Source organism: Actinomycetospora atypica, assembly GCF_042653685.1.
Taxonomy (GTDB): domain Bacteria; phylum Actinomycetota; class Actinomycetes; order Mycobacteriales; family Pseudonocardiaceae; genus Actinomycetospora; species Actinomycetospora atypica.
The window spans coordinates 194,517-212,072 of sequence record NZ_JBHSIV010000007.1; the positions used below are offsets into that span (position 1 = coordinate 194,517).

Sequence of the window (17,556 nt, forward strand, 5' to 3'; positions counted from 1 at the left end):
CGGACTACTGCTCGCAGCCCCGCAGGGCCCCCTCGACCAGCCACGAGAGCCCGGTCGCGTAGGTCGCGCGCAGGTGTGCGACCGGCAGCGGCGCGCCGTCGGGTGCCGTCGCGAGGGCGGCGCTGCCGATCGCGTGGACGACGAGGACGCGGACGGCCATGTCCTGCGCGGCCCGGTCGGTCACGCCGGCGGCGGCCAGCAACGAGCGCATCTCGTCGCCGAGTCGCCGGGCGTGCGGCCCGCGGGCGCCCTGGCGGGCGACGAAGTGCGGCATGAGGGCCGGATGGGCGAGGAGCAGCTCGTGCGACGCCGTCATCAGCGCCACCAGGCCGTCGCGCGGATCCGACGACGGGGGCTCGGGCAGGGACCCGAGCAGGTCGTCGAGCACGGCGTCGAGCAGGCCGTCGCGCCCGTCGACGTGGCTGTACAGCGCGTTCGGCGCCACTCCGAGACGCGAGGCGACCGCCCGCATCGACAACGGCGTGCCGCCGTCGAGGACGGCCCGGGCGGCGTCCACGATGGCGGCTCCGGTGAGGCCGGCCCGCTGTCCGGGGGTTCTCATGCTTCCCAACTGTACAGTGTCCAGCTACTATTGGACTATGTACAGCTCAGTCGCCGCCGGGGTGCCCTACGTCCTGCGCCCGCCGGAGAGCGGTCGGGCCGGCGCGCCGCTGGTGATCGCCTGGCACCTCATGGACGCGCCGCGTACCGAGCGGGCGTTCGCCGCCGCCCTGCCGCTGGAGGGGCTCGACGCCTGGCGGCTCTACCCCGGTCTGCCCCTGAGCGGTGACCGCTCGCCCGGGTTCGACGAGGTGATGCGGCTCGGCTACTCCGAGCCGGTGCTCGAGCTGCACGGGCGGGTCAACGCCGAGGCGGTCGCGGAGCTCCCCGCGCTGCTCGACGCGGTGCGGGCCGAGCACGGGATCGGCGGCGGGCCGGTGGCCGTGGTCGGCGGGTCGGCCGGCGCCGGGGTGGCGGGCGCGGCGGTCGTCGGGAAGGTCGTCGACGCCGCGGCGGCCGTCCTGATCAGCCCGCTGCTGCAGCTGCGCCCGGTCGTCGGGATCCTCGCCCGGCAGTTCGGGATGGACTACCGGTGGACGCCGGATTCGGACGCGGTGGCCGACCGGATGGACCTCGTCGCGCGCTCGGACGAGCTCGGCCCCACCCCGGTGCGCTCCATCGTCGGGTCGGAGGACTCCGGGGACGCCTTCCTCTACCCGGCGGGCCGCCTGCGCGATCTGCTCGTGGAGCGGGGGGTCCGGGCCGACCTGCGGGTGGTGAACGGGATGGGGCACGCGCTGGCCGAGGAGCCCGGGGTCGACCCGGCCCCGCAGACCGTGCACGCCCGCGAGGTCGACGCCCTGACCGTCGAGTTCCTCGCTCAGGAGCTCGAGTTGGCCTGACCCATCGCCTTCGTCAGGTCCCCGAGCAGCTGCGGGACGTCGTCGCGGGGCACCACGGCCTGGATGATCGCCATCCTCGTCGGGTCCTCGCGCGCCGCCCGCAACGCCTCGCGCAGCTCCCCGACCGTCGTCGCCCGGCACGCCGTCGCCCCGCCGCCGGGGGCGAACATCGCGGGCGCGGCCGTCCAGTCCCACCGCGCGATGTCGTTGTAGGGCTCGTCGGGACCGTGGATGGCGCGTTCGACGGTGTAGCCGTCGTTGTCGACCACCACGACCAGCGGCGCCAGACCCTGGCGCACCATCGTCCCGAGCTCGGCGACCGTGAGCTGCGCGGCGCCGTCGCCGATGAGCAGGACGCCCCGCGACTCGGGCTGGGCCAGGCACACCCCGAGGGTCGCGGGCAGCGTGTAGCCGATCGAGGCCCACAGCGGCTGGCCGATGAAGTCCACCCCGGCGGGCAGCCGGTGGGTCGAGGCCCCGTAGAACGACGTCCCCTGGTCGGCCAGCACCATGTCGCCCTCCCGCAGGAACCCGGCGACCTCGGCCCACAGCGCGTCCTGGGACAGGGCGGCGTCGTCGGGCTCGGCCGGCAGCGCGACGACCTCCGCGGGCTCGGGCGCCGTGGGCGTGGAGCGCTCCGCGAGCTCGGCGACCAGGGGGACGAGCGCGGCGAGGGCCGTCGGCAGCTCCACCGGCGAGAAGGTGGCGGCGCCGACGCTCGCGGTCCGCGCGCCCAGCTCGACGGTGCGGGACCGGGTGATCCGCTGGGTGAAGAACCCGCTGGTCAGGTCGGTGAAGTAGACCCCCGTGACGATCAGCGCGGCGGCGTCCTCGACGGTGGCCCGGACCTCCTCCCGGCTCGCGCCCCCGGCGTAGGTCCCGACGAAGTGGTCGACGCTCTCGTCGACGAGGCTCTTCGCCCACACATCGGTCGCGTGTCGCAGCGGCCCCGCGTCGATCAGCCGGGCCAGCACCTCCCGCCCGCCCACCCGGTGGGTGAGCAGGCCCGCGAGCAGCGCCACCCGGTCGACCGAACCGGCCCGCTCGAGCAGCGTGCGCGCCGCCTCGACGAACCCCTCGAGCGCCTCGGGGTCGGTGTAGTCGACCGGGTCGGGCAGCCTCTGCGCGGGCGGGTCGACCGGGGCGGCCGAGACGTCGGTGGGCACCAGCAGGTAGCCGGGGAGGTGCTGGTCGCGGACGGTGGCGATCACCCGGTCGATCTCCGCGCAGGCCGTGTCCACGGTGAGGGCCGCCCGGGCGCAGGTGATGCCCTCGTGCATCGTCATGAAGTGGGTGAAGTCGCCGTCGCCGAGGGAGTGGTGGACCATCCGGTGCGCCGACTGGTGCTCGGTCGACGGGGCGCCGACGACGTGGACGACCGGCACGTGCTCGGCGTAGCTCCCGGCCATCGCGTTGATCGCCGACAGCTCGCCGACCCCGAAGGCCGTGGCCAGCGCCGCCATCCCGCGCAGCCGGCCGTAGCCGTCGGCGGCGTACCCGGCGTCCAGCTCGTTGGCGCAGCCCACCCAGGAGAGCCGGTCGTGGCCGACCACGTGGTCGAGCATCGCCAGGTTGTAGTCCCCGGGCACCCCGAAGACGTGCTCGACACCCACCTCGGCGAGCCGGTCGGCGAGGTAGTCGGCCACGCAGTAGGTCATGGGCCCGGATGCTGACAGACTCGGGCGCCGTGAACACCCTCGGCCTGCTGCGGCTCGCTGCCCTGCGGCTGGTGGGGGAGCGGGCGGCGACCCCCGCCGACGCCGCCGCGTGGCTCGGCTGCGCGCAGGGCCAGGACCTGCCCGGGGTGCTGGAGTCGATCGCCCTGCGCACCGCGTCCGGGTCGGTCGACGAGGTCCGGGCCGCGTTCGACGAGGGCCGGCTCGTCCGCTCCTGGCCGATGCGCGGCACGCTGCACGTGGTGGCCGCCGAGGACCTCGCGTGGATGCTGCCGCTCGGCACCCCGCGCCCCCTCGCCGCCGCCGCCCAGCGCCGCGGCGGCCTCGGCCTCGACGACGCGACGATCGAGCGCGCCGGGGAGGTCGCGGTCGAGGTCCTCACGGGCGGCGGGCGCCGCACCCGGGCCGAGCTGATCGCGTGCTGGGCCGAGGCGGGGCTCGACCTCGCGTCCTCCCGCGGCTACCACACCCTCGCGGTGCTCTGCCAGCGCGGACTGCTGGTGCAGGGGCCGTTCGCCGGGCCGAAGGAGCAGGCGTTCGTCCTGCTCGACGAGTGGGTGCCCGGGCCGCGGCGGCTCGACCGCGACGAGGCCCTCGCGGAGTGGGCCCGCCGCTTCTTCCGCTCGCACGGGCCGGCCGACCGCAAGGACTTCTCCCGCTGGACCGGCATCCCCGCCGCCGACGTCACCACCGCGATCGAGGGGGCCCGCGACGACCTCGTCGAGACCGACGGCCGCCTGCACGACCCCGCGACCCGCGACCGGCTCGCCGCCGCCGACGACCCCGGGGCCGAGCTGCTCCTGCCCGGCTTCGACGAGTTCGTGCTGGGCTACGCCGACCGCAGCCAGGTCCTCGACCCCGAGCACGCCGACCGGATCTGCCCGGGCAACAACGGGATCTTCCGCCCGACGATCGTCCGGCACGGCCAGGTCGTCGGGACGTGGGCGTGGAAGGGCACCGGGAAGAAACGACGGGTGGAGCGCGAGCCGTTCTGACGGGGCAGACTCCCCGGTCGTGACGAGCTCGGCGGTGCGCTCCCCGAAGACCATCGACCTCCCCGTGGTCCCCGTGGGGGCGCTCCTCGACGGGGCCGCCCGGCGCTTCGGCGACCGGCCGGCGCTGATCCACCACGACGAGGCCGTCACCTACCGGGAGCTGTGGGCCGAGGCGTGCGGCGTCGCCCACGCGCTCGTGGCCCGCGGCATCCGCCCGGGCGACGTGGTCGGGCTCCACCTGCCGAACGTCCTCGTCTGGCCGATCGCCTACCACGGCATCCTGCTGGCCGGCGCCACCGTCGCGCTCGCGAGCCCCGCCCTGCCGGCCGAGCTGCTGCGGGCCCAGCTCGAGGACTCGGGCGCGGTCGCCGTCGTCACCCGCGACACCACCCTGCGGAACGCGATCGGCACCGACGGGCGCCGGCTCGACCTGCCGGTCCAGCTCGCCGACGCCCCGCCCGACGTCGAGCTCGACCCCACCGTCGCGCTCGCCCACCTCGCGTACACCGGCGGCACCACCGGCCGGTCGAAGGGCGTGGAGCTGACGCACGCGGCGGTCGTCGCGAACGTCCTGCAGTACGCCGCCAGCTCCGCGGGCGCCGTGCCCGTCCCCGACGTGCACGGCGGGGTCACCCTCGAGCAGCACTCGCCGCCCGAGGAGCACCCGGTCCGCCTCGGGGAGGCCGTGTCGATCGCGGTCGCGCCCTGGTTCCACGCGATGGGCACCAACGGCCTGACGATCGGGCTGGTCACCGGCAGCACCGCCGTCGTGCAGGACCGGTTCGACCCGGCCGCCTACCTCGCCGACGTCGAGCGCCACGGTGCGACGACGCTGTCGGGCGCCCCGGCGATGTACCACGCCCTGCTGGCGCACCCCGACGCGCGCACCCGCGACCTCACGTCGGTCCGCTCGGTGACCTCCGGCGCGAGCCCCATGGCGGTGGCCCAGGCCGAGCGGATCGCGGCCCTGATGCCCGAGGCGATCGTCCTCGAGGGGTACGGCCTCACCGAGGCGACGATGGCGCTCTGCACCTCGCCCTCGGAGCGCTCGGCCCATCGGCGGATCGGGACGGTGGGGCTGCCGATCGCGAACACGGAGCTGCAATTGCTCCCCGTCGAGAGCGGGCGTCCCGGCGACGAGCCGGTGGCGGTGGGGGAGCGCGGCGAGGTCTGGGCGCGGGGCCCGCAGGTCATGGCGCGCTACCACGACCGGCCCGAGGAGACGGCCTCGACGCTGGTGGACGGGTGGCTGCGCACCGGCGACATCGGCATCCTCGGCGACGACGGCCTGCTCGCGATCGTCGACCGCGCGAAGGACATGCTCCTGTACAAGGGCTACAACGTCTTCCCGCGCGACCTCGAGGAGCGCCTGGCCCGGCATCCCGGGGTGCGGTCGGTCGCGGTGGTGGGCCTTCCCGACGAGGCCGTGGGCGAGCTGCCGACCGCGGCCGTCGTCCTGGCCCCCGACGCGGGGGACGGGGCGGCCGCCGCGCTGGCCGCCGCGGTGAACGGCGAGGTCCGGCCCTACGAGCGGCTCCGACGGATCTTCACGGTCGACGCCCTCCCGGTCTCCGCCGCGGGGAAGGTCCTCAAGCGCGACCTGCGGGAGGCCCTGCTCGCGGGCGGCGACGAGCCCTCCTGGTCCGACGACCCTTCCTGAGAGGCGGCCGGGTGGACGCCGGAACCTCATGGGCCGGACGGAGCAGTCCGCTGCCCTTGGGCGCCGTGATCCCGGCGTCGGGCGGCGCCCCGCGCCGGTGCTCTCAGCTCCGCGCTCCGTCGTCGTGCGGCTGCCTAGCGTGAGCGCCCGTCCACCGGCTCCCCCGGGCCCCGCCCGGCGGTGGACGACCGACCCCGTGTTCCCCGACCGGGAGGGCCCGCCCCGCCATGCCGCACCACCCCGACGACCCGTCCCCCCAGTGGTCCCCGACCGGGCGCCGACCCCGCACCGCCGCGCGGCTGCTGACCGTGCTCGGCGTCCTCGCCGGCCCGGCCCTCCTCGTGGCGCTCGGCGCCGCGGGGGTCCTCGCCTCCTGGGCCGCCCTGTCCCTGGGCGCCGTCGTCCTCGGCGGGGGCGTCGTCCTGGCCGCCGCCACCGTCTTCCGCGGCCCCGGGGCGCTGCGTGGTCGGGGTGGTCCCGGGTCGCCGGACACCGGCGACTTCGTGCCGGGTGCCCGGGTCCTCGTCGTCGGGGGCGGCTACGTCGGGCTCGTCGCCGCGCGGGCCCTCCAGGCACGGCTCGGCGCCTCCGGCGACGGGCGGCACCGCGGCCGCCGGGGGGCCCGCGACCGCGCGTCGACCCCGGTCGGGTCGGTCACGGTCGTCGACCCACAGCCGCACATGACCTACCAGCCGTTCCTGCCCGAGGCGGCCGGCGGCTCGATCGCCCCGCGCCACCTCACGGTGTCGCTGCGCCGGGTGCTCGACCGCTGCGACGTGGTGACCGGCTCGGTCGTCGCGATCGACGACGCCCGCCGCCGGGCCGTGGTCACACTGCCCGACGGGGTGTCGCGCGAGCTCGCCTACGACGTCCTCGTCCTCGCCCCCGGCGCGATCGCCCGCGAGCTGCCGGTCCCCGGCCTCGCCGAGCGCGCGCTGACCTTCCGCAGCGTCGGCGACGCCGAGCGGGTCCGCGACCACGTGCTGTCCCGGCTCGACGCGGCCGCCTCGATCGTGCCGACCACGCCGGACGACCTCGCCCGCCGCGCGCGGCTGCTCACCTTCGTCGTGATCGGCGGCGGCTTCGCCGGGGTCGAGGCACTGGGCGAGCTCGAGGACCTCGCCCGGCGGGCCGGCCGCCAGGTCGGGGTGGGGCGCGACGAGATGCGGTGGGTCCTCGTCGAGGCCTCGAGGCGGATCATGCCCGAGGTCACCGAGATGACCGCCGCCCGCGTGCACGGCCGCCTCGCGCGGCGCGGGATCGAGGTCCGCGTGGGGGCGGGGCTCGCCTCGGCGGAGGGCGGGACCGTCCGCCTGGCCGACGGGACGACGATCCCCACCGACACGGTCGTCGTCGCCGCCGGTACGAGGCCGCACCCCCTGCTCGAGCGCACCGACCTCCCGCTGGAGCGCACCGGCAAGGTCCGCTGCACCGCGATGCTGCAGGTCGCCGGGCGGACGCACGTGTTCGCCGCCGGCGACGGCGCCGCGGTGCCCGACCTCGCCCGCGGCGCCCTGCTCGCCGACGAGAACCCCCAGGTGCTCACCGCCCCGACCGCCCAGCACGCCGTCCGGCAGGCGCGGGTGCTCGCGGGCAACGTGGTCGCCCACCTCGGCGGGCGCCCGCTGCAGCCCTACCACCACGCGTCGGCCGGCGTGGTCGCCGGACTGGGCCGCCGCCGCGGCGTCGCGGAGATCCGCGGGGTGCGGCTGATGGGGTGGCCGGCCTACGCGCTGCACCGCGCCTACCACATGTGGGCCATGCCCACGGCGGAGCGCAAGGCCCGCATCCTGCTCGACTGGGTGGCCGCGGCCCTGCTGGGGCGCGACCCCGTCGCGACCGGCGCCGTGGTGCCCTCGCCCCGCCGGGGCGACGCGGACCCGGGTGTCAGCGATGGCACTCCGCAGACGTCGGACGTCCGCGAGGCGCCACGCCCGACCGCGCCCGACCGCCCGGTCACCGGCCCCGTGGACCTCGCCGCGATCGACGGCCCGACCCTGCGCGAGCCGCACCCCTCGTTCCCGCTGCTGCGCGAACCGCACCCGTCCGGCGCGGCCCGGCTCGGCGTTCCGAGCGCGGCGCGCGTCGACGGGCCCGTGACCGGGGACCAGCCCGCCCTGAGCTGGATCACCCGCGGGCGGCACGACCGGCGCTGAACCCCGGACCGGTCGTGGCACCGGCGTTGCATGGGTTTCCGTGATCGTGCATAGTCATTCGCATGCGGATCGCGGTGGCCGGGGCCAGCGGCTACGTCGGAGGTGAGCTCCTGCGCCTCGCGCTGGGGCATCCCGAGGTGGAGGTCGGCGCGCTGACCGCCGGGGACTCGGCGGGCAGCCTCCTCGGCGCCCACCAGCCGCACCTCGCCGCGCTGGCCGACCGGACGATCGTCGCGACCACGCCCGAGGCCCTCGCGGGGCACGACGTGGTGTTCCTCGCGCTGCCGCACGGGCGGTCCGCCGAGCTCGCGGCGCAGCTGCCCGAGGACGTGCTGGTGGTCGACTGCGGGGCCGACCACCGGCTGCGCGACGCCGCGGCCTGGCAGCGCTGGTACGGCGGCGAGCACGCGGGGCACTGGCCCTACGGGCTGCCGGAGCTGCCCGGGGCCCGCGAGGCCCTCCGCGGGTCCCGCCGCGTCGCGGTGCCGGGCTGCTACCCGACGACGGCCACGCTGGCCGCCCTGCCCGCGGTCGCCGCGGGCCTCGTCGCTCCCGAGATCAGCGTCGTGGCCTTCTCCGGCACCTCGGGGGCGGGCCGCGCCGCGAAGCCCCACCTGCTCGGGTCGGAGGTGATGGGCTCGGCGACCGCGTACGGCGTCGGCGGCGCGCACCGGCACACCCCCGAGATCGTGCAGAACCTCTCCGGGCTCGGCGCCGGCCCGGTCGTCGTGTCGTTCACCCCGGTGCTCGCGCCGATGCCCCGCGGGATCCTCGCGGTCGTCAGCGCCCCCCTGGCCGACGCCGGCATCGACGGCGCGCAGGCCCGGGAGGCCTACGCGAAGGCGTTCGCCGCCGAGCCGTTCGTGCACCTGCTGCCCGAGGGGATGCAGCCGGCGACGAAGAGCGTGGTCGGCTCCAACACCGTCCAGGTACAGGTCGAGGTCGACGTCGACGCCGGGCGGCTCGTGGCCACCGCGGCGATCGACAACCTCACCAAGGGCACCGCCGGCGGCGCCTTCCAATCGGTGAACCTCGCCCTCGGGCTGGACGAGACCCTCGGCCTGCCCACCTCCGGCCTCGCGCCGTGAGCGCCCACCCCACCCCGACGAGGAGGACACCGTGAGCGTCACCGCTGCCGCCGGGTTCCGGGCCGCGGGCGTCCGCGCCGGGCTCCGGGCCCACGGCGACCGGCCCGATCTCGGCCTGGTCGTGAACGACGGCCCGTCGACCACCGCGGCGGGGGTGTTCACCCGCAACCAGGTGAAGGCCGCACCCGTGCTGTGGTCGCAGCAGGTCCTGCGCGAGCACTCCCTGCGGGCCGTGGTGCTCAACGCGGGCGGCGCGAACGCGTGCACGGGTCCCGACGGGTTCGGCGACACCCACCGCACGGCCGAGAAGGTCGCCGAGGTCCTCGGGTGCGGCGCGATCGAGGTCGCGGTGTGCTCCACCGGGCTGATCGGCGAGCGGCTGCCGCTCCCGTCGCTGCTCGCCGGGGTCGACGACGCGGCGGGGGAGCTCGCCGCCGACGCCCCGGCCGGAGACCGCGCCGCCACCGCCGTGCTCACCACCGACACCGTCGACAAGCAGGCGCAGCGCTCCCGCGACGGCTGGACCGTCGGCGGGTTCGCCAAGGGCGCCGGGATGATGGCGCCGAGCCTCGCGACGATGCTCGTCGTCGTCACCACCGACGCCGTCCTCGACGCCGGGGTCGCCGACTGGGCCCTGCGCGCCGCCACCGCGGTCACCTTCGACCGGCTCGACATCGACGGCGCCACCAGCACCAACGACACCGTGCTGCTGCTCGCCTCCGGCGCCTCGGGGGTCACCGCCGACGAGACGGCCTTCGCCGACGAGCTCCGCGAGGTGTGTGCCGAGCTCTGCCGCGGCCTGCAGGCCGACGCGGAGGGCGTGACCAAGCGGATCGTCGTCACGGTGACCGGCGCCGACTCCGACGCCGATGCGCTCGTCGGCGCCCGCGCCGTCGCCCGCGACAGCCTCGTCAAGACGGCCCTGTTCGGCTCCGACCCCAACTGGGGCCGGATCGCCGCCGCGATCGGGGGGAGCGAGGCCCACGTGGAGCCCGACACCCTCTCGGTCACGGTCAACGGGGTCCTGCTCTGTGCCGCCGCGACCGCGGTCGGCGACCGCTCGAAGGCCGACCTGTCCGGGCGCGACGTCACCGTCGAGGTCGACCTCGGCCTGGGCGTCGGCACCGCGACCGTGCTCACCACCGACCTGTCGCACGCCTACGTCGAAGAGAACAGCGCGTACTCGACGTGACCGCCGCCCCCGACGCGCAGCCGCGTCCCGCCGACGGCCGCACCACCTCGCCCGAGGAGGCCCAGGCCAAGGCCGCGGTGCTCGCCGAGGCCCTGCCGTGGCTCCGCGAGTTCCAGGGCGCCGTCGTCGTCGTCAAGTACGGCGGCAACGCCATGGTCGACGACGAGCTGCGGCGCGCGTTCGCCGAGGACATGGTCTTCCTGCGCCTGGCCGGGATCCACCCGGTCGTCGTCCACGGCGGCGGGCCGCAGATCACCGCGATGCTCGACCGCCTGGGCATGAGCGGGGAGTTCCGCGGCGGCCTGCGGGTCACCACCCCCGAGACGATGGACGTCGTCCGCATGGTGCTGGTCGGCCAGGTGGGCCGCGAGCTCGTCGGGCTCGTCAACGCCCACGGCCCGCTCGCGGTCGGCATGTCCGGCGAGGACGCCCAGCTGTTCACCGCCGCCCGCCGCACGGCGCTGGTCGACGGGGAGCAGGTCGACGTCGGCCTCGTCGGCGACGTCGTCTCGGTCAACCCGGCCGCCGTGCTCGACCTCGTCGCGGGGGGCCGCATCCCGGTCATCTCCACCGTGGCGCCCGACGCCGACGGCGTGGTCCACAACGTCAACGCCGACACCGCCGCCGGGGCGCTCGCGGTCGCCCTCGGGGCCCGCAAGCTCGTCGTCCTCACCGACGTCGAGGGGCTCTACACCGACTGGCCCGACCGCTCGAGCCTGCGCACCGAGGTGTCGGCCGACGAGCTCGCCGCCCTGCTCCCGGGTCTGTCCAGCGGCATGATCCCGAAGATGGAGGCGTGCCTGCGGGCCGTCGAGGGCGGGGTGCCGCGCGCCCACGTCATCGACGGCCGGGTCGCGCACTCGGTCCTGCTCGAGGTGTTCACCAGCAAGGGTGTCGGGACGATGGTCGTCCCCACCCCCGCATCCCCAGAAGGAGGTCCCCACGCATGACCACGACAGCGCCGACCGGTGAGGACCTCCGTCGCCGGTGGTCGGACACGATGATGGGCAACTACGGCACCCCGCCGGTCACCCTCGTCCGCGGCGAGGGCGCCCGGGTGTGGGACGCCGACGGCCGCGAGTACCTCGACCTGCTCGGCGGGATCGCGGTCAACCTGCTGGGCCACGCGCACCCCGCCGTGGTGGAGGCCGTGTCGCGCCAGGTCGCGACCCTGGGCCACACCTCGAACCTGGCGATCAACCCGCTCACCGTCGAGCTGGGCGAGCGGCTGCTCGCCCTCCTCGGCGTCCCCCACGGCCGCGTCCTCATGACGAACTCGGGCGCCGAGGCCAACGAGGCGGCCTTCAAGATCGCCCGCCGCACCGGGCGCCCGAGGATCGTCGCGGCCCAGGGCGGCTTCCACGGCCGGACGATGGGCGCCCTCGCGATGACGGGGCAGCCGGCCAAGCGCGAGCCGTTCGAGCCGATGCCCGCGGGCGTCGAGTTCGTCCCCTACGGCGACGCCGACGCGCTGCGCGCCGCGGTCGACGCCGACACGGCCGCGGTCGTCCTCGAGCCGATCCAGGGCGAGGCCGGGGTGATCGTCCCGCCGGAGGGCTACCTGCAGGCCGCCCGGGAGATCACCAGCGCCGCCGGCGCCCTGCTCGTGATCGACGAGGTCCAGACCGGGATCGGCCGCACCGGCATCTGGTTCGCCCACCAGCGTGCGGGCATCGTGCCGGACGTCGTGACCCTGGCGAAGGGCCTCGGGGGAGGGTTGCCGATCGGCGCCTGCCTCGGCATCGGCCCCGCCGCCGAGCTCCTCGGCCCCGGCCAGCACGGCACCACCTTCGGCGGCAACCCGGTGTGCTGCGCCGCCGCGCTCGCGGTGCTCGACACCGTCGCCGGCGACGGGCTGCTCGACCGCGCCGACGCGCTCGGCAAGGACCTGGCCGCGCGGATCGAGGGGCTCGGGCACCCGCTGGTCGACCACGTCGACGCCGCCGGGCTCCTGATCGGCGTCCAGCTGACCAGCCCCGCCTCGGCCCAGGTCACGGCGGCCGCGCTCGAGGCCGGGTACCTGATCAACGGGGCCGTGCCCGCCCGCCTGCGGCTCGCCCCGCCCGCCGTCGTCACCGACGAGCAGGTCGACGGCTTCCTCGCCGCGCTGCCCGACGTCCTCACCCAGGGCGCGTCCGCCGCCGAGGGCACCTCGTGAGCGCCCCGCCCCGCGCCGCGGCCGACGGCGCCGGGACACGCTTGGGCCCCCCGCGCCACCTGCTCCGCGACGACGACCTCTCGCCCGCCGAGCAGGCCGAGGTCCTCGAGCTCGCCGCCGCGATCAAGGCGGACCCCTTCGGGCACCGCCCGCTGGAGGGCCCGCGGGGGGTCGCGGTCATCTTCGACAAGCCCTCCACCCGCACCCGGGTGTCCTTCCAGGTGGGGATCGCGGCCCTCGGGGGGACGCCCGTGATGATCGACGGCCGCGACGCCCAGTTCGGCCGCGGCGAGACCATCGCCGACACCGCCCGAGTGCTCTCCCGCTACGTCGACGCCATCGTCTGGCGCACCGGGGCCGACGAGCGCCTCGAGGAGATGGCCGCCCACTCCCGCGTCCCCGTGGTCAACGCGCTGACCGACGGCTTCCACCCGTGCCAGGTGCTCGCCGACCTGCAGACCGTCGTCGAGCGCCACGGGCGCACCGCGGGCCTCACGCTGACCTACCTGGGCGACGGCGCCAACAACATGGCGCACTCCCTGCTCCTCGGCGGCACCACGGCCGGCATGCACGTCCGGGTCGCCGCGCCCGACGGCTTCCGCCCCGACCCGGAGGTGCTCGCGGCCGCCCAGCGGCGCGGGCTCGCGACCGGGGGGTCCGCCACGCTCGTCGAGGCGGGCGGGCGGGCCGCGGCGCTCGACGCATCGGCCGGCGCCGACGTCCTCGTCACCGACACGTGGGTCTCCATGGGCCAGGAGGACGACGGGCTCGACCGGTCCGCGCCCTTCCGGCCGTTCCGGATCGACGACGAGCTCCTCGCCCGGGCGGCCCCCGGGGCCACGGTGCTGCACTGCCTGCCGGCGCACCGCGGCGACGAGGTCACCGCGGAGGTGCTCGACGGGCCGGCGTCGGCGGTGTGGGACGAGGCCGAGAACCGGCTGCACGCCCAGAAGGCCCTGCTGACCTGGCTGCTCCGACGATGACGCCGGCGGACGAAGCCCGGGCCGACACCGGGACGGTGACCGACCCGCAGATCGCCCGCGAGCGGCTCGAACGGCTACGACCCGGTGGCGGTCGGGCCTCCCGCCAGGCCCGCATCGTCGCGCTCATCAGCACCCACGAGGTCCGCAGCCAGACCGAGCTCGCGACCCTGCTCGCCCGGGAGGGCATCGAGGTCACGCAGGCGACGCTCTCGCGCGACCTCGACGAGCTCGGGGCGGTGAAGCTCCGCGGCGCCGACGGCGGCGTCGGCCGCTACGTGGTGCCCGACGACGGCAGCCCGGTGCGCGGGGTCACCGGGGGCACCGACAGACTGACCCGGCTGCTCGCCGAGCTGCTCGTCTCGACCGACCACTCGGGCAACCTCGCCGTCCTGCGGACCCCGCCGGGCGGCGCCAACTACCTCGCCAGCGCCCTCGACCGGGCGGCGCTGCCCGAGGTCGTCGGGACGATCGCCGGGGACGACACGGTGGTCGTGATCGCCCGCGCACCGCTCGACGGCGCCGAGCTGGCCGACCGGCTGCGCGGCCTGGTCACGAGATCGACGATGCGGACACCGCACGGAGAGGGGCTGCAGTGACGGCGGGAACGGGCGCGGCGCTGTGGGGCGGGCGGTTCTCCTCGGGGCCCGACGCCGTGATGGCGGCCCTGTCGAAGTCCACCCAGTTCGACTGGGTGCTGGCGCCCTACGACATCGCGGGCTCGCGCGCGCACGCCCGGGTGCTGCACCACGCCGGGCTGCTCGACGACGACGAGCTCACCGGGATGCTCGACGGCCTGGCCCGCCTGGAGCAGGACGTCGAGGCCGGCGCCTTCGTGGCGGCCGAGGACGACGAGGACGTGCACACCGCCCTCGAGCGGGGCCTGATCGAGCGGGTCGGCCCCGAGCTCGGCGGGAAGCTGCGGGCGGGGCGCTCCCGCAACGACCAGATCGCCACCCAGCTGCGGATGTGGCTGCGCGACCGGCTCCGCGACCTCACCCGGGGTGTCTGCGACGTGGTCGACGCGCTCGTCACCCAGGGCCGCGCCCACCCCGACGCCCCCATGCCCGGGCGCACCCACATGCAGCACGCGCAGCCCGTGCTGCTGGCCCACCACCTCGGGGCGCACGCCCAGGCGCTGCTGCGCGACGTCGAGCGCTGCCGCGACCTCGACCGGCGCCTCGGGCTGTCGCCCTACGGGTCGGGCGCGCTCGCCGGGACCTCGCTCGGCCTCGACCCCGCCGCCGTGGCCCGCGACCTCGGGTTCCGCGACGCCGTCGACAACTCGATCGACGGCACCGCCTCGCGCGACCTCGCCGCCGAGGGCGCCTTCGTCCTCGCCATGGTGGCGGTCGACCTCTCCCGGGTGGCCGAGGAGGTCATCCTCTGGGCCACCGCCGAGTTCGGCTACGTGACGCTGCACGACTCGTGGTCGACGGGGTCGTCGATCATGCCGCAGAAGAAGAACCCCGACGTGGCCGAGCTGGCGCGCGGGAAGGCCGGACGCCTCGTCGGGAACCTCACCGGCCTGATGACCACCCTCAAGGCGCTCCCGCTGGCCTACAACCGGGATCTCCAGGAGGACAAGGAGCCGCTGTTCGACTCGGTGGCCCAGCTGGCGATGGTCCTGCCCGCGATGGCTGGGATGATCCGCACCCTGACGATCCACACCGACCGGCTCGCCGAGCTGGCCCCCGCGGGGTTCAGCCTCGCCACCGACATCGCCGAGTGGCTGGTGCGCCAGGGCGTGCCGTTCCGCCGCGCGCACGAGGCCGCCGGGGCGTGCGTCCGGGCGGCGGAGGCGCGCGGGGTCGGCCTCGACGACCTGACCGACGACGAGCTCGCGGACTGCGACCCGGCCCTGACCCCCGACGTGCGCACCGTGCTGACCGTCGAGGGCTCGATCGCCTCCCGCGACGCGCACGGGGGGACGGCCCCGAAGCGGGTCGCCGAGCAGTACGACCGCATCGTGGGCGCCGTGATCGAGGCCCGCGGATGGGCGGCGCGCCCGATCGACCGGCGGTGACCCCCGCGCTCACCCGCGACGACCTCGCCGTCGACCCCCTCGACGCAGCCCGCCTGCTCCTGGGCTGCGAGCTCGCCGCCGACACCGGGGACGGGGAGGTGCGGGTACGCATCGTCGAGGTCGAGGCCTACCGCGGGCAGGACGACCCCGGCTCGCACTGCTTCCGCGGGCGGACCCCCCGCAACGACGTGATGTGGGGGCCCGCCGGCCACCTCTACGTCTACTTCGTCTACGGCATGCACTTCTGCGCCAACGTGGTCGCGCTCGACGACGGCCGCCCCGGCGCGGTGCTCCTGCGGGCCGGGGAACTGCTCTCCGACCCGGGCCCGGCCCACCTCCGGCGACCCACCGCGCGGGGCCGCGACGCCGACCTCGCGAAGGGCCCCGCGCGGTTGTGCGCGCTGCTGGGCCTGGGACGCGACCACAACCGGACCGACGTCCTCGACCCCTCGGCGCCGGTGCGGCTGAGCCGGGGACGGCCGGTTCCCGACGAGGCCGTGCGCACCGGCCCGCGGGTGGGGGTGGCCGCGGGTCAGCAGCGGCCGTGGCGCCTGTGGGTCGAGGGCTCACGCGCGGTGACCCCCTACAAGGCCGGACGCGCCCGGCCCGACGGCCCCGACTGGTAGGCGGTCCCCACCGGCCACAATGGGGGTCGTGACCGCACCGCACATCCTCGACGACCTCGCCTGGCGGGGTCTCATCGCCCAGAGCACCGACCTCGACGCGCTGCGCCGCGATCTCGACGCCGGGACGGTCACGCTCTATTCCGGGATCGACCCGACCGCGCCCAGCGCCCACATCGGCCACCTCCTGCAGTGGCTGACCCTGGCGCGCTTCCAGCAGGCCGGGCACCGGCCCATCGCCCTGGTCGGCGGCGCCACCGGGCTCATCGGCGACCCCAAGCCGACCGCCGAGCGGACCCTGAACGACCGTGACGTCGTGGCCGGGTGGGTCGACAAGATCGGGGCCCAGCTGCGCCCGTTCCTCGACTTCACGGGCGAGAACGCCGCCCTGCTCGTCAACAACCTCGACTGGACCGAGGGCGTCTCGGCGCTCGACTTCCTGCGCGACCTCGGCAAGCACTTCCGGGTCGGGCGCATGCTCGCCAAGGAGGCGGTGAGCCGGCGGATGGAGTCCGACGAGGGCATCAGCTACGCCGAGTTCTCCTACCAGATCCTGCAGTCCTACGACTTCCTCGAGCTCTTCCGCCGGTACGGCTGCACGATGCAGACCGGCGGCAGCGACCAGTGGGGCAACCTCACGGCGGGCATCGACCTCATCCACCGGGTGGAGGGCCGGTCGGCCCACGCGCTGGGGACCCCGCTCATCACCAAGGCGGACGGCTCGAAGTTCGGGAAGACCGAGGGCGGGACGGTCTGGCTCGACGCCGCCCTGACGAGCCCCTACGCCTTCTACCAGTTCTGGATCAACGCCGAGGACGCCAAGGTGGGGGAGTACCTCCGGGCCTTCACGTGGCTGTCCCACGAGGAGATCACCGAGCTCGAGCAGCTCACCGCGGACAAGCCCCAGGCGCGGGCGGCGCAGCGGGCGCTGGCCGAGTCGGTGACGGCCCTGGTGCACGGCAGCGACGAGGTGGCCCGGGTGCAGGCCGCGAGCCAAGCCCTGTTCGGCCGGGGGGAGCTGCGGGAGCTCGACGCCACCACGCTGGCCGCCGCCCTCGCCGAGATCCCGTCGACGTCGGTGGCCCGCTCCGAGACCCCGACGATCGTCGACCTCCTGGTGGGGACGGGCCTCGCCACCGGGCGGGGCGCCGCGCGGCGCACCGTCGCCGAGGGCGGGGCCTACGTGAACAACGCGAAGGTCGAGAGCGAGGAGTGGACGCCGGCCGAGGGCGACCTGCTGCACGGACGCTGGCTCGTGGTGCGCCGCGGGAAGCGGACGACGGCGGGCGTCGAGGTGGTGTCGGGGGCGTGACGATCGCAGGTCGGGCGGGAAACGCCGCCTGACCTGCGGTAACCCGAACGGGGACCCCCCTGTTTCAGGGCCTCTCCGGGGTGTGTAATCTTCTCTTCATCGCCAGGCCGGAGGGGTTGCCCCGGGGTCTGGCGGGGGATAGGTTGGAGAGGTTGCCCACCGGCTGGTCTGGTAGGCTGACTCTTTGAGAGCACCGGGTGGTGCGGTGTCCACGGTGTGGATGTCGGTCTCCGTGTGGTCGTCCTTTGAGAACTCAACAGTGTGCTGACGTTTTGTTTGTTTTGGCC

The 17,556-nt window shown here is 75.8% G+C and carries 15 protein-coding genes; 13 read left to right on the forward strand and 2 right to left on the reverse strand.

Annotated features, from left to right (window positions below; translation table 11 throughout):
* Positions 1 to 4 precede the first annotated feature (4 nt).
* Positions 5 to 562 (reverse strand): TetR/AcrR family transcriptional regulator, encoded by a 558-nt coding sequence (locus tag ACFPBZ_RS09395; RefSeq protein WP_378035764.1) that lies wholly within the window; start codon positions 560 to 562, stop codon positions 5 to 7.
* Between the two features lie 37 nt (positions 563 to 599).
* Between ACFPBZ_RS09395 and ACFPBZ_RS09400 the strand changes: the two genes are divergently transcribed.
* Positions 600 to 1,403, forward strand: a complete 804-nt coding sequence (locus ACFPBZ_RS09400; protein ID WP_378035765.1) for an alpha/beta hydrolase — start codon at positions 600 to 602, stop codon at positions 1,401 to 1,403.
* Here ACFPBZ_RS09400 and ACFPBZ_RS09405 read toward each other — a convergent pair.
* A complete protein-coding gene (locus tag ACFPBZ_RS09405; RefSeq protein ID WP_378035766.1) occupies positions 1,382 to 3,061 on the reverse strand; it encodes an alpha-keto acid decarboxylase family protein in 1,680 nt (559 codons plus the stop codon). The two genes, ACFPBZ_RS09400 and ACFPBZ_RS09405, sit on opposite strands and share 22 nt — an antisense overlap.
* A 29-nt stretch (positions 3,062 to 3,090) precedes the next feature.
* Here ACFPBZ_RS09405 and ACFPBZ_RS09410 point away from each other — a divergent pair, with 29 nt between their 5' ends.
* From ACFPBZ_RS09410 to tyrS, 12 genes are all read left to right on the forward strand, one after another.
* Complete coding sequence (locus ACFPBZ_RS09410; RefSeq protein WP_378035767.1) at positions 3,091 to 4,074, forward strand: winged helix DNA-binding domain-containing protein; 984 nt, start codon at positions 3,091 to 3,093, stop codon at positions 4,072 to 4,074.
* A 19-nt stretch (positions 4,075 to 4,093) separates the two neighbouring features.
* Positions 4,094 to 5,734, forward strand: a complete 1,641-nt coding sequence (locus ACFPBZ_RS09415; protein ID WP_378035768.1) for a class I adenylate-forming enzyme family protein — start codon at positions 4,094 to 4,096, stop codon at positions 5,732 to 5,734.
* Between the two features lie 227 nt (positions 5,735 to 5,961).
* The gene (locus ACFPBZ_RS09420; protein ID WP_378035769.1) at positions 5,962 to 7,890 is read left to right on the forward strand and encodes an NAD(P)/FAD-dependent oxidoreductase; all 1,929 of its coding nucleotides are present in this window, start codon (positions 5,962 to 5,964) and stop codon (positions 7,888 to 7,890) included.
* A gap of 56 nt (positions 7,891 to 7,946) precedes the next feature.
* Positions 7,947 to 8,978, forward strand: a complete 1,032-nt coding sequence (gene argC / locus ACFPBZ_RS09425) for an N-acetyl-gamma-glutamyl-phosphate reductase (protein ID WP_378035786.1) — start codon at positions 7,947 to 7,949, stop codon at positions 8,976 to 8,978.
* Between the two features lie 31 nt (positions 8,979 to 9,009).
* On the forward strand, positions 9,010 to 10,170 hold the full coding sequence (gene argJ, locus ACFPBZ_RS09430; protein ID WP_378035770.1) for a bifunctional glutamate N-acetyltransferase/amino-acid acetyltransferase ArgJ: 1,161 nt from the start codon (positions 9,010 to 9,012) through the stop codon (positions 10,168 to 10,170).
* A 77-nt stretch (positions 10,171 to 10,247) separates the two neighbouring features.
* Complete coding sequence (gene argB / locus ACFPBZ_RS09435) at positions 10,248 to 11,120, forward strand: acetylglutamate kinase (RefSeq protein ID WP_378035787.1); 873 nt, start codon at positions 10,248 to 10,250, stop codon at positions 11,118 to 11,120.
* Positions 11,117 to 12,328, forward strand: a complete 1,212-nt coding sequence (locus ACFPBZ_RS09440; protein ID WP_378035771.1) for an acetylornithine transaminase — start codon at positions 11,117 to 11,119, stop codon at positions 12,326 to 12,328. The genes argB and ACFPBZ_RS09440 overlap by 4 nt, the downstream gene beginning before the upstream one ends.
* Positions 12,325 to 13,311 carry an ornithine carbamoyltransferase gene (gene argF, locus ACFPBZ_RS09445; protein WP_378035772.1) on the forward strand — a complete coding sequence of 329 codons (987 nt, stop codon included), beginning with the start codon at positions 12,325 to 12,327 and terminating at the stop codon, positions 13,309 to 13,311. The genes ACFPBZ_RS09440 and argF overlap by 4 nt, the downstream gene beginning before the upstream one ends.
* Positions 13,308 to 13,907, forward strand: coding sequence for an arginine repressor (locus ACFPBZ_RS09450; protein WP_378035773.1), 600 nt, complete (start codon positions 13,308 to 13,310; stop codon positions 13,905 to 13,907). Before argF ends, ACFPBZ_RS09450 begins: the two co-directional genes overlap by 4 nt.
* A complete protein-coding gene (gene argH / locus ACFPBZ_RS09455) occupies positions 13,868 to 15,334 on the forward strand; it encodes an argininosuccinate lyase (protein WP_378035788.1) in 1,467 nt (488 codons plus the stop codon). Before ACFPBZ_RS09450 ends, argH begins: the two co-directional genes overlap by 40 nt.
* A complete protein-coding gene (locus tag ACFPBZ_RS09460; protein WP_378035774.1) occupies positions 15,304 to 15,960 on the forward strand; it encodes a DNA-3-methyladenine glycosylase in 657 nt (218 codons plus the stop codon). Before argH ends, ACFPBZ_RS09460 begins: the two co-directional genes overlap by 31 nt.
* A gap of 19 nt (positions 15,961 to 15,979) precedes the next feature.
* Positions 15,980 to 17,269, forward strand: coding sequence for a tyrosine--tRNA ligase (tyrS, locus tag ACFPBZ_RS09465; protein WP_378035775.1), 1,290 nt, complete (start codon positions 15,980 to 15,982; stop codon positions 17,267 to 17,269).
* The last annotated feature ends 287 nt before the right edge of the window (positions 17,270 to 17,556 follow it).